3 protein-coding genes and 2 pseudogenes are annotated in these 13,496 nt (G+C 50.1%); all 5 read left to right on the top strand.

Annotated elements, in window-relative coordinates:
• Positions 1–80 precede the first annotated feature (80 nt).
• Positions 81–3,583 (top strand): annotated as a pseudogene (addB, locus tag DMB88_RS21035) (helicase-exonuclease AddAB subunit AddB).
• Complete coding sequence (gene addA / locus DMB88_RS21030) at positions 3,580–7,926, top strand: helicase-exonuclease AddAB subunit AddA (RefSeq protein WP_128102911.1); 4,347 nt, start codon at positions 3,580–3,582, stop codon at positions 7,924–7,926. Before addB ends, addA begins: the two are co-directional and overlap by 4 nt.
• Positions 7,927–8,108: 182 nt before the next feature.
• A pseudogene (locus DMB88_RS21025) lies at positions 8,109–9,292 on the top strand (exonuclease SbcCD subunit D).
• Complete coding sequence (locus DMB88_RS21020; protein WP_128102910.1) at positions 9,289–12,708, top strand: SbcC/MukB-like Walker B domain-containing protein; 3,420 nt, start codon at positions 9,289–9,291, stop codon at positions 12,706–12,708. Before DMB88_RS21025 ends, DMB88_RS21020 begins: the two are co-directional and overlap by 4 nt.
• A gap of 376 nt (positions 12,709–13,084) precedes the next feature.
• Positions 13,085–13,390 (top strand): hypothetical protein, encoded by a 306-nt coding sequence (locus tag DMB88_RS21015; RefSeq protein WP_254438662.1) that lies wholly within the window; start codon positions 13,085–13,087, stop codon positions 13,388–13,390.
• The last annotated feature ends 106 nt before the right edge of the window (positions 13,391–13,496 follow it).

The raw sequence follows: 13,496 nt of genomic DNA, 5'->3' as shown, positions 1-13,496 counted from the left end.
GCAAACGTATGTTCCGAACCGAGTCAGGTATGTTATACTGGGAATTAAAATCTTGTTCGTGATGATTTGGAGGATTAGACATGTCCGTACGCTTCGTTATTGGCCGGGCAGGCAGTGGCAAGAGTGCCCTGGTTACTCGGGAAATTACTACCCTGCTTCAACAGGAGCCACAGGGGAATCCGCTTATTTTACTAGTACCTGAACAGAGTTCATTCCGTACAGAGCAAGCACTCGTCTCTTCTGGCATGATCAGAGGATCGATGCGCGCTGAAGTGCTTGGTTTCCGAAGACTAGCCTACCGCGTCATGCAGGAGGCTGGTGGTTCGGCGCGTATTCCCATTGGTGCTGAAGGTAAGAAGATGCTGCTCTATAAAGTACTGCAACGGCGTAAGGAAGAGTTGAAATTATTTGGTGCTTCAAGCAGCCAATTAGGCTTTATTAGTCATTTGAATAATCTATATGGTGAATTTAAACGTTATGAGCTTGATCCTGCATCGCTGGGGGATGGGGTTTCCATGTGGAATGCCTCTTCGTCAGCACCGATATTGGGAGACAAGCTCCATGATCTGCTTCTTATATATCGTGATTATGAACAGGAATTAACGGATCTTTACATTGATGATGAAGATACGCTTAGTGAATTGACCGAACGGTTGTCTGAAGGCACGATGCTTCAGGACGCTCAGATTTGGATAGATGGGTTTCAGGGATTTACCCCGCAGGAAATGAGTGTGATTAGTAGACTGATGTTACAGTCTTCTAACGTTACGATTGCATTGACATTAGATCGCCCATACGAGCATGGTGCACTTCCTAATGATTTAGATCTGTTCTATCCTACAGCGAGTGCTTATGCACGCCTCAAAGGTATGGCTGATGATTTAGGCGTGCCGAGCGAAACGTTGATTCTTCAGCCAGAGGTTGCTCCAAGATATGAAGGTAGTCCAGGATTAGCGCATTTGGAAGCTGGATTCGATCGTAGAGTTCGCTGGAGAAGTGAGGGGCGCAATTCTGGCATTAAGTTGTATGCAGCTGAGAATCGTCGTGCGGAACTTGAAGGTGCACTGCGGGAAATGAGACGTTTGGCTCAGGATGAGGGTGCTCGTTACCGCGAGATGGCTGTGTTGGTTCGTCAGTTAGATGCTTATGCAGATATTGCCGAGCCATTGTTCCGAGATTATAACATCCCTGTCTTCTTGGACCGTAGACGAAGTGAGCTGCATCATCCGCTCGCAGAGTTTATTCGTTCGGCACTGGATGTTGTTCGTCGTCGCTGGCGCTACGAAGATGTATTTCGTTGTGTCAAAACAGACCTGCTTCTGCCTCGTGATGGTTCAGTGAGTCGTGAGGACATGGATCAACTCGAAAATTACATCCTGGCTTGTGGTATTCACGGATACCGCTGGACTGACGGCAAGCCTTGGAAGTATGTGCCTAGCTTGTCGCTGGAGGACAACGGTCAGGACAATCGGAGCCGCGGACGTGAACAAATGTTATCGTTGATGGAAAAGTGCCGTACGGTTATTACAGATCCCATGGGTGCTTTTGAGAAACGAATGAGCAAGGCGAAGACAGCCAAGGAACAGTGCGCTGCATTATACACGTTGCTTGAAGATGCCGAGATTCCGTGGAAGCTGGAGACGATGTCTACAGAGGCTACCGCTCAAGGTGATCCGGAACGTTCGCGCGAGCATCGGCAAATGTGGGGAGCCGTTCTGGATCTGCTGGATCAGATGGTCGATATGATGGGAGCCGAGCGACTGGATTTGGATTTGTTTGCTGGATTGATCGAGACTGGACTAACGGAACTTAAATTGGGTCTGGTTCCACCTGCACTGGATCAGGTGCTCGTTGGTTCAATGGATCGGACGCGCCTGCAGGATATCAAGTATGTATTTATTCTTGGGGCGGTGGATGGAGAACTTCCGGCTGTACCTCAAGAGGATGGTGTATTGACTGAGCAGGAACGGCTTTTATTAACAGAAAGAGGTTTGCCTCTGGGACCTGGTGTGACCAGACAAATGTTGGACGAGCGTTTTCTAATCTATACAGCCTTAACATCAGCTAGTGACCAGCTGTGGTTAAGTTATCCTGTAGCGGATGATGAAGGGAAGTCGCTGCTTCCTTCGGAAATTGTACGACATGTACGGAACATGTTTGGCAAACAGGAACAGCCTCTTCTTACGGAACCTCAGGGATCAGTAGCTTCACAGAATCATTGGGCCTATGTTCGTCATCCTGAACAGAGCTTATCTACGTTAATTGGACAATTGCGCAGATGGCGCCGGGGTGAAGACATTCCAGAATTATGGTGGGCGGTGTACAACTGGCATGCTTCGCAAGAAAGCAGCAAACCGCTATTAGAGAGATTACTGGGATCTGTCTTTTATCGCAATCGGGCGTTACCACTTCGTACATCCACTAGTCGGAGATTGTATGGTACGGAAGTTCGCACAAGTGTCTCCCGGATGGAACGTTTTGTAGCATGCCCTTTCTCTCACTTTGCTTCTCATGGATTACGATTGAAGGATCGCCAGCTTTACCGTCTTCAAGCACCAGACATCGGACAATTATTTCATGCTGCACTCAGTCAGTTGGCGATGCGCTTACGTGAAGAAAATCGTAGCTGGGGGAGTTTATCTCCAGAGCAATGCCGACAAGAGGCAGAGCAGACGGTAGAACAGATCGCTCCACAGCTTCAAGGAGAAATTTTGCTTAGCACCAAACGGTACGGTTATATTTTCCGCAAGTTGAAGGAGATAGTCAGCAGAGCTTCCGTTATTTTGGGAGAACAGTCTAGACGGGGCAGTTATGAACCGATTGGGCTGGAGCTTGATTTTGGACCAGGCAAGCCGTTGCCGCCGCTACGTTTTGAGCTAGAAAATGGTTGTGTGATGGAGATTGTTGGTCGAATTGACCGTGTAGATGTGGCTGAAGGGGAAAATGGACTTTTGCTACGAGTCATTGACTATAAGTCAAGCCAGACGGATCTCAAGCTACACGAAGTTTATTATGGTCTGTCACTACAGATGCTTACGTATCTGGAAGTGTTGTTGAGTTCGGCTGAGGAATGGCTTGGCGAGTCTGCGATGCCTGGGGTACGCTATATTTCCATGTGCATAATCCGCTACTGCAATCCTCTAATGGCATGACCTCGGAGCAGGCAGGACAAGAGCTGCTGAAACGTTTCAAAATGAAAGGACTATTGCTCGCAGATCGAGATAACATCGCTCAAATGGATCATACCTTGGAAAAAGGTTATTCTGCGATCATTCCGGTTGCACTGAAAGCAGATGGTAGTTTTTACAGCAGTGCGGCTGTAGCTACGCCTGAGCAATGGGATACGCTGCTTGCAACAGTACGAAGTAATATTCAAGAGATTGGTACACGGATTACGGACGGGGACGTGGGCATCGAGCCTTATCGTATCCAGCAGGAAGTAGCATGTACTTTCTGTCCGTATAAACCAGTCTGTCAGTTTGATGAGAATATAGAAGGTAATGAATATAATCTCTTATCGAGACCAGGCAAACAGCAAATATGGGAGTTGTTATCCCACAACAAGGGAGGGGAAACGTTATGACGAATATGCCAAAACCAGAAGGTAGTTTCTGGAGTGATGACCAGTGGAGTGCGATCTCTCAGAGCGGAGAAGACATTCTAGTTGCCGCGGCTGCAGGATCGGGTAAAACGGCTGTACTGGTCGAACGGATTATTCGTAAAATTGCCGACCCTTCTCAGGGATTCAGCGTAGATCGTTTGCTGGTGGCCACATTTACGAAAGCTGCCGCAGCCGAGATGAAGCAGCGTATACGGGAAGCATTGGAACGTGCGCTGGAAGATCAGCCTGGGGAGGAGCATCTACGTAAGCAGCTTTCACTGCTTGGGCGTGCGTCTATCACGACACTTCATTCATTCTGTATGGAAGTGATTCGCCGTTATTATCAACAGATTCCGCTGAATCCCGCCTTCCGGATATTGAACGGAAACGAAGCTGAAATGATGCGGCAGGAACTGCTAGAACAGCTTTTTGAAGAAAAGTATGGTGAGCAGGATGAAGGCAGTACATTCCGCAAATTAGTGGATTGGTTCAGTGGTGAGCGGAACGATGATGCAATGCATCGGCTCGTACAACGGCTGTATGATTTCTCTCGCAGTCATTCTTGGCCAGATCACTGGCTGGCAGAAATGGCGTCAGCTTTTCAGGTGGAGAGTGTAGAGGCACTTGGTCGCACGGTTTGGGTACAGAGTATTTTACGAGATGCTTCACTTACGCTCAGCGGCGCTGCCGGAGTGTTGCGCCAAGGGATTGAGATTGCAATGCAGCCAGAAGGGCCGGCACCTTATGCGGATACGCTTAAGGAAGATCTGGCGATGGTGGAGGAGCTTCGTTCTGCTGTGCAGATCATGCCATGGGACAAGTTGCCAGACGTGTTCCAATTAGCTGCATTTGGCAAGCTCAAACCTTGTAAGAAAGATCAGACAGACCCGGGGCTTCAAGAGCAAGTTAAGGAGCTGCGCGAAGCAGCCAAAAAAGCAGTAACGGATCTGAAAGGATCATTGTTCGGGAGAACTGCTTTTTCATTCTGGCAGGAATTAGAGCAAGCCGCACCACTTATGCACGAGTTGTCTAAACTCGTTAGTGAGTTTGGAGGACGATACCAACAGGCGAAGCAGGAACGTGGACAGGTCGATTTTAGTGATCTGGAACATTACTGTCTTCAAATTTTGCGTCATGAGGATTCTACGCCAGCTGTGTCCATGCCTTCAGATGCGGCGATGGAATTCCGTGCACGTTTTGATGAAGTGTTATTGGATGAATATCAGGATACGAATACGGTGCAGGAAGATATCGTAAGACTCATTTCCAGAGAGAATCCCGGCAACCGATTTATGGTTGGTGATGTGAAACAGAGCATTTACCGTTTTCGTTTGGCTGAGCCGGGACTATTTCTTAATAAATATCGTCAATATGCTTCGAGCGCTGAACTGGATCAGGTAGAAGGCTCCAACGAGCGCACTGGCAGACGTATTGATCTTGCACGTAACTTTCGAAGCCGTGAAGAAGTCGTTCATTCGGTCAATATGCTCTTCCGACAGATTATGAACGAAGGTGTGGCGGAGATTGCGTATGATGAACGAGCCCAACTTGCTTATGGAGCATCGTTTCCCTCAGAGACTTTACAAGACGAAGCATATACCCCTGAGGTCATATTAATTGATCGACAAGGCGGTGGTTCTGAACTGTCTGAAAGCACGGATGAGCAAGGAGATACACTGGCTACTGCTGAACTGGAGAGCGCTGAGTTAGAGACGGCTCAACTGGAAGCACGTGCAATGGCTAAACGTATTCGAGAGATCGTGGGCGACGCAGATCAACCTGCGCTGCAAGTGTATGATAAAGCACTAAAAACGATGCGACCGGCAAGGTACGGTGACATTGTCATTTTGCTGCGTTCTGCTCTAATGTGGGCACCGCTCATGATTGAAGAGTTTAGACAACAGGGTATTCCTGCCGGTGGTGAGCAGAGCAAAGGATATTTTCAGGCTATAGAAGTGGAGGTCATGTTGTCCCTGCTTCAGATTGTTGATAATCCTAGGCAGGACATTCCTCTTGCTGCGGTACTTCGGTCACCGATTGTGGGTCTGGACGAAGAGGAATTGGCACAGATTCGTCTTGGTAATAAAGGTCAATCCTTCTATGATGCAGTAATCCTCGCTACAGGAGAACTAGATCATCCATTGCATGACCGTAACTCGAATGAGCAATACAAGCAAGTAAGTGAAGATGCTCAAGTTGTTCAGATGAATTGGCCTGAAGCTTGGACAGAGCTGGAGGAAGCACGGCGAGAGACGGCAGTTACTGCTGAAGTAGATCGTATAGATGACCTGCAACCAGCAAGCAGTGATGTAGATGCGGCTCATTGGGCAGGATTGGTTGATCTTGTAAGTGATGAAAACAATTCTGTGCAGCCTGATGAGGATGTAACATTGCAGCAGAAATTGGTTCAGTTTGCACGTCAATTGAAGCAATGGCGATTGGAAGCTCGTCAAGGCAGTCTGAGTGAATTAATCTGGCGGATCTACCGAGAGACGGGTTACTTGGACTGGGTAGGCGGTCTTCCTGGCGGCATGCAACGACAAAGCAATCTCAAAGCGTTATACGACCGCGCACGACAATATGAGGAAGCGACGGCCAATCGTGGTTTGTTCCGCTTTTTGACCTATGTCTCCAGACTGCGTGAGAATGGTGGAGATTTAGGAACGGTTGGTGGTTCTGCTGAGCAAGACAACGCAGTAAAAATTATGACCATTCATCGAAGCAAAGGATTGGAATTCCCGGTAGTCTTTGTGGCGGGGATATCCAAAATGTTCAATCAGCAAGATCTGAATGCACCCTTTCTCATGCATAAGGAACTTGGGTTTGGCCCAAGGTTTGTGGATCAAGAGAATCGGGTTGCGTATCCGACACTCGCAAATCTGGCGATCCGACGCCGGGCTCAGTTTGAGTTGTTAGCTGAGGAGATGAGGGTGCTGTATGTGGCACTTACTCGTCCAAAAGAAAAAATGATCCTCATTGGGACAGTGAAGGATGTTGCCAAAAAGGCAGCCGCCTGGTCTCAAGTGAAGGACAGTCCGGAGCTTTTATTGCCAGACTACTTACTTGCAGCAGGACGGAATTATTTGGACTGGATTGGCCCGTCCCTTATTCGTCACCCAGCAGCGGCTTCCCTGCGTGAATTGGCTGGAGGAAGTGATTCCTATTCATCTTGCTTAATGGATGACGAGTCGCGCTGGAACATCACCGTGATTTCTGCAGATCAGGTTTCACGGGATATGGTTCTTGGGCATCCGAAGGGCGAGGAAGAAGCAATGCCAGAAGTTCGAAAAGAACGAATTGCTGCGTTGCAAGCCTTACAGCCTGTTCAGTTACGCACTTCTGAAGAAAGAAGCGATGGAGCTGTTGATGTGTTAGAAATAGCTCAGCAAGTTAACGGTGACGGTGATGAAGTTACTGAAGATGGGCAAGCAGATGTCGCGCTTATGGAGCAAGTCCATCAACGATTATCCTGGGCATATCCACACACAGCGGCAACGCAGGTTGCAGCAAGTACATCCGTTTCTGAGCTCAAGACATTGCTCGCCAAGCAGGAATATCAGCCGCTACAGGTGATGGAAGAGATGGCAAGACGGCTCGAAAGTAACACTTTGCTTACAGATGATGCGCCCGATGAGAAGTTGAATCCAGTAGTACAGCCTGACAATCGTAGAAGCCATGATCCAGATTCGTCCTTCAAATTGCACCTGCGTCGTCCTAAATTCATGGAAGAGAAGAAGCTAACAGGTGCAGAACGAGGAACGGTGTACCATACATTGATGCAGCATCTTCCTATGGATGGAACAGGGATCAATGTTGAGGTTGTGGATAATACGCTTGCACGATTGTTGCAACTGCAAATTCTACTGCCTCATCAGGCAGAGGTCATTGATGCTACGCAGCTCGTTGCTTTTTTTGAGACTGAGCCTGGATTGGAACTTATGCGCGCAGATTGGGTGAAACGGGAGATTCCATTTATTTACGGACTGCCAGCACATCATTCTCCTGCTGAGTGGTTGCATGATATAACGCCACATGAAGGGATGCAGACCGTAGATGAAGGGGAAGGACTTCAGGCATCACTAGTAGATGAGACAGTATTAGTACAAGGCATTATAGACTGCCTCTATGAGGTGGATGGCAAACTTGTGCTGCTAGATTATAAAACAGATCGTGTCTGGAATGATGTAAAAGGGTTAGACGATTTGACTGCAAACTATCGTTTCCAGCTAGAGTTATATAGCCGCGCGATTGAGGATATTTTGGGACGTAAGGTTGATCACCGGTGGCTCTATTTCTTTGATGGTGGACATGCGGTGAAATGCTGAATATAGTCATTTATTTCATATTATCTTAGCTAACTTAATCAGGACGAGATATAGATTAAAAGGGGTTATTTATTTTGTCTATATCTCGTTACATACATCATGTTTAGTGAGTTATGAGATGGATTTTATGGATAGTAGGGCAGTATTTTTGAAATGTTCTTGGGAGAGGGGATGAGCGGACAATGCGTATTTTGCATACAGGAGACTGGCATTTGGGGAAAACACTCGAAGGTCGGAGCCGTCTGCGGGAACAGGAAGACTTTATGGATGAGCTTGTTAAACTGGCAGACGATCAGCAGGCTGATGCTATTTTAATGGCTGGTGATGTGTATGATTCAGTGAACCCTCCAGCTTCTGCAGAGCAGTTATTCTATGAGGCAGCTGCAAGGCTTACCGAGCGGGGCAGACCGCTTGTGGTCATCGCGGGAAACCATGATCAGCCTGAACGGGTTGCATCGGTTACGCCACTTGTAAATAGACAGGGGATCACGCTTGTAGGAATGCCTACTTCGGAAGCAGTGACCATTCATGCAAAGCGTACAGGTGAAACGGCTAACATTGCTGCATTACCTTATCCGTCTGAAGCTAGATTAAACGAACTGCTGACAACGGATGGGGATGAGAATGTACTTCGTCAAGCTTACAGCCGGCGTGTAGGGATGCTGATGCAGCATTTGGCGGCATCATTCCGACCAGATACAGTGAATTTAGCCATGAGTCATATCTATGTGCTTGGTGGCGTAGAAAGTGATTCCGAACGTCCCATTCAGGTTGGTGGTGCCTACACGGTGGATCCTTCAGCTCTGTCTATAGGTGCACAATATACCGCACTCGGACATCTGCATCGTGCTCAGGCGGTCAAGGGAGACGGTATTATTCGTTATAGCGGTTCGCCACTCGCCTACAGCTTCTCAGAAGCTGGACAGAGTAAATCGGTGACGATGGTGGATCTGGCACCTGGTGGCGTGCCACATGTGGAAGAAGTGCTGCTAACCTGTGGTCGTCCCTTGTTCGCTGGAAGGCGCGAGGAGGGCTTGCCGAGGTGCATCGTTGGTTAGAGGAAGGACGAGATGCCCAGGCCTTCGTGGATATGGAAGTATGGCTAGAGGATGCGATGTCGTTAAAAGAAATCCAGCAGCTTCGAAGATCCCATGAAGGTATCATTCACATTCGTCCGGTGTATCCCGAGATGGCTGCAGCAGGTCTGTTAGAGCAACGCTCTGAGCTGCCTGTGCATGAATTGTTCCGAAAGTTCTATCAGCGGCAGACCGGTGGTGCAGAGCCTGAAGAGAAGCTCGTACAGTTATTCCTGGAGCTTGTCGATGAGGACGAGCCGGGTGTTCGTGAGGAGGCTGAAGCAAAATGAAGCCGATTTCGTTAAAAGTGGCTGGTCTACAGAGTTATCGTGAAACGCAGGAAATTGATTTTACCGTGCTGACGGAGACGGGCTTATTCGGTATTTTTGGGCCTACGGGAAGTGGAAAATCCTCGTTGCTTGATGCCATTACCCTAGCGATGTACGGAAAAGTAGAACGTGCGGTGAATGGTACGCAGGGCATTATGAATCATGCCGAGGACGCATTATCGGTTGCATTTACGTTTGAATTATCATCTGCGGAAGGTACGCGTCGATTCCGAGTGGAGCGGCGGTTCAAACGAAATAATGAAGTATCTGTAAGCAATACCGTTAGTAAATTCATTGAGACTATTAACGGGGAAGATCATGTGCTCGCGGATAAATTAGCCGAGGTTAACCGTTCTGTCGAAGATGTAATCGGACTCAAAATGGATGATTTTACGCGTGCGGTTGTTCTTCCACAAGGGAAATTTGCTGAATTCCTGTCACTGAAGGGCAGCGAGCGACGTCAAATGTTGCAGCGGCTTTTCCATCTGGAGAAATACGGAGACCAGCTTGCCATCAAGTTGAGCAGGCGAGTGAAGAATAATGATATGGTTCACCAATCCCTTGTTGCAGAGCAACAAGGATTAGGCAATGCAAGTAAGGAGACGCTTGAGGAGACGGCTCGGCTTCTTCAAGAGGCAGTTTGTGCTGCTGCCTTGTCTCGTAAAGCGCTAGAAGAGGCAACGAAGGAAGCCGAGCAGCTGGGCAAAATTCGTGAATGGAGTCATGAGCGTCAATCTCGCTTAGATGAACAGCGTAAGTTAAAGGCACAGGATGCACACATTGTTGAAGGTGAAGAACGTTTGAAGCAGGCTAGTGCAGCGGATGTGATTCTGCCTGCATTACAAACGATGCGTGAAGCTATGGCCGAGCAGCAGCTGCGTCAGCAGTTAGCTGAGACTGCGCATCAGCAAGCGATAGAACATGAGAAACAGTCTGTTCTCGAAGCGGAAAAGGCAGAGGCTACCCGAGTGCAATTGTCTGAGGAAGAGCCTAAATTAATGCTGCGTCTGGAGCAACTGGAACAGGCGAAAGAACTGCAAAAGGAACGTGATGGGCTCCGTGAAGATGCTTCACGTCTGAAGCAATTACTTGAGCAAGGTCAAGCCGAACAGACGGTTGTGAATCAACAATTGGAGAAAGAGCAAGAGTTGCAACAGCGTGGACGTAAACGGCGGGAAGAATTACAGGAGAGCCTGAAGCCCAATGAAGTGAAAGCCGATGAGCGGAGACAGCTACAGTCTGCATTGGAGCTACAGCACCGGATCGACACGGTAGCAGAGCAGTTACGTCAGAATAAAGTGGAGCTGGAGGCGAGCCAGCAATCAGCAGCACAGGGAGCCAATAAGCTCCAGGCGATCACGGAAGAGGAGGGCCGCCTGAGCATACAGCGTGAGCAATTGATTGGGCAGGCGGCCGCAGGTCTTGAAGCCTTGCTTGCATGCGAGCAGGACATTGGACGCGAGCAGAGCATGCTGGCTGGGGCGGAGGAACAGCTGCGGGGCGCGATGCGTGAGCAGGAGCTGCACCGGCTCTCCTCCGCCTTGCGCGCCGAGCTGCGCGATGGCGAGCCATGCCCGGTGTGCGGCTCCGCACACCACCCGCTCCCGGCTGCGCCGGCGGGAGAAGGTCCGCACGCAGACGATGCGGACCTGGAACTGCTGCGCAGCCTGCACGCGGAGCTGCAGGAGCTGCGCTTTGGGCTGCGCCAGCAGCTGCACGAACGTCGCAGCCTGCTGACGCAGCTTGGCGCTGCGGCCGGCGAAGCTCCGTCCGCAGCCGAGGCCGCGCCTGCGGCAGCGGAGCCCGAGCCCGCCGAGTCGCCCGTGAACGGGCGCTCCCCGGCGGACTGGGCGGCGCGTGCCGCCGCGCTGCGCGAAGCCGCGCGGACGCTGGCTGACGCCGCAGCGCCGCTGCAAGCGGAGGCCGCTGCGTTGCAACAGGCGGCCTCAGGCGCACAGCAGCGCCGCATGGAGGCGGCTGCTGCGCAGGAAGCCGGCCGTGCCGGGCTCGCCCAGGCGGAGCGCAAGCTGGCCGAGAGCGAGGCGGCAGCGACAGCGCTGCGCGATCGCTGGGCCGCGGAACTGCCTGACATCGCCCCGGAGCAGGCCAAGGCCTTAGTTCAGGCGATGCAGGAGCGCGATGCACGCGCCGAGGACATCAAGGAACGTCTGAACAAAAGCGTGACGTTCCTTGAGGAGAAGCAAGAGATCGTTCAATCACTTCAGCGTAAGCTGGTTGAATTGGATAAACAATTAATCCAGTGGCAGACGGAGTGGCAGGGCAACAGTAAACAACTTGCCGAGAAGGAAGAACGGTTACGGCAATGGGTTGGTGAACAACGAGTAGAAGACCTGATTGCTGCTGCGCAGGCTCAGCTGAATCGATTAAGAACTTCTGCAACAGAAGCAGCACAGCGTTACAAGGAAGCAGATATTCTGAAACAAGAGTCAGCGAAGAAAGACGTTATTGCTCATCAGGCAGCTGCCTCTGCTGGCGAGCATCTGCAGCAGGCGCAAGGGCGCTGGAAGCAACTGCTGGAGCAATCGCCATTCACTTCGGAGGAGGTTGTAATGCAGGCAGCCATCGCTTCCGAGGAGGCAGAACGACTAGCTGCGGCCATCCAGCAACACCGCGAACAGGAACGTGAGCTGGCGTCCCAATTACGAGAACTGGAGCAGAAACTTGCGGGAGCTGAGGTGTCTGAAGAGCAGTGGATGGCATGCACGGAACAGTTACGGCAGAGAAGGACTGAGGATGAAGCGGCACTTAGCGCCAAAGCTCGGACTGAGCGGGATTTGGAAGATGTTCAGCAACGCCACGTACGCTGGACTGAACTGGAGAACAAGCGAGTGGACGTTAGCCGAGAAGGCGAGCTGCTGAGTAAGTTGCAATCGGCTTTCCGCGGTAACGCATTCGTAGAATACATTGCTGAAGAGCAACTGATGCAAGTCAGCCAGGCGGCATCCCAGCGATTACGCTTTTTGACCAAACAGAGATATTCGCTTGAAGTCGATTCTGGTGGTGGATTTGTCATCTGTGACGATGCAAACGGTGGGGTGAAACGCCCGGTGTCCACCTTGTCGGGTGGCGAGACCTTCTTAACCTCGCTGTCGCTAGCATTGGCGTTGTCCGCACAGATTCAGCTTCGTGGGCAGTACCCACTGCAGTTCTTTTTCCTGGATGAAGGGTTCGGCACACTTGATCCTGAACTATTAGACACGGTGATAACCTCGCTGGAAAAATTACATGACGACCGCCTGGCCGTTGGTGTGATTAGCCACGTGCCTGAACTGCGGGCACGTCTAGCACGTAAGTTGGTTGTCATTCCGGCAAGTGAGGCTGGTGGCGGCTCCAGAGTTATGCTGGAAACATTGTAGTGGTGGTGTACCCGGCTGGAGAAATTTCCACATCGCTATGCTACATTTTCGATCCTCCTGCACCCATGCTTAATTCATTTTGACTACAGAGTGAGTTACATCACAGATACAGGTTCATCGCATTGTTATACTACAGTTAAGCCGACAAACTTGATGTAAGTACCCCGGCGGACGTTTGATCAGGAATGATCCTGAATAGACGTCCGCAAGCAGTGACTTCCGCTAGGAAGCTCACACGGGGTGCTTCTTTTTTTACCTGTTCTTGCAGTGTCAATTCGCCCAGAGCTGAATACGATGAAAAGGTGATGATGAGCAATGATCAGGGAGGCGTTAAGAAGTGGAGAAGGTAGAAGCGAAGAAGATCTGTAAAGAGCACATGCATCGGTATGTATGTGTGCAGATGCAGGATGGTAGTCACTATGATGGGATTATGGAAAATGTGGATGATGACATGATCTATCTGGCTGTTCCCGTTGGACCGGAAGCAGCGATGCATCAAGCGAACTGGGCACCGAATGCAATGCCTGGAGCGAACTATCCAATAGCACATGCGCGTGGGTTTTACCCAGGTTACGGTTATCCTACACCATATCCTTATTATGGATACGGGCGCAGACGTTTTAATCGGCTCGTACTCCCGTTGTTTGCCCTTACTGCATTGACCTTGTTACCGTACTACTAAGCCGAGAAGTTAGCATAGATCTGCCATAAAGTTTCTTTTCATATCTGATGTGTGAGCTCTGATTGAGCACATAGATGTAGTGTTTGCATTGCGCTGACATAACTCG

Origin of the sequence: Paenibacillus sp. DCT19, assembly GCF_003268635.1 — a bacterium.
Lineage (GTDB): Bacteria > Bacillota > Bacilli > Paenibacillales > Paenibacillaceae > Paenibacillus.
The sequence above is the reverse complement of the archived record's forward strand: the minus strand, read 5'-3'. Positions and strand labels throughout refer to the sequence as shown.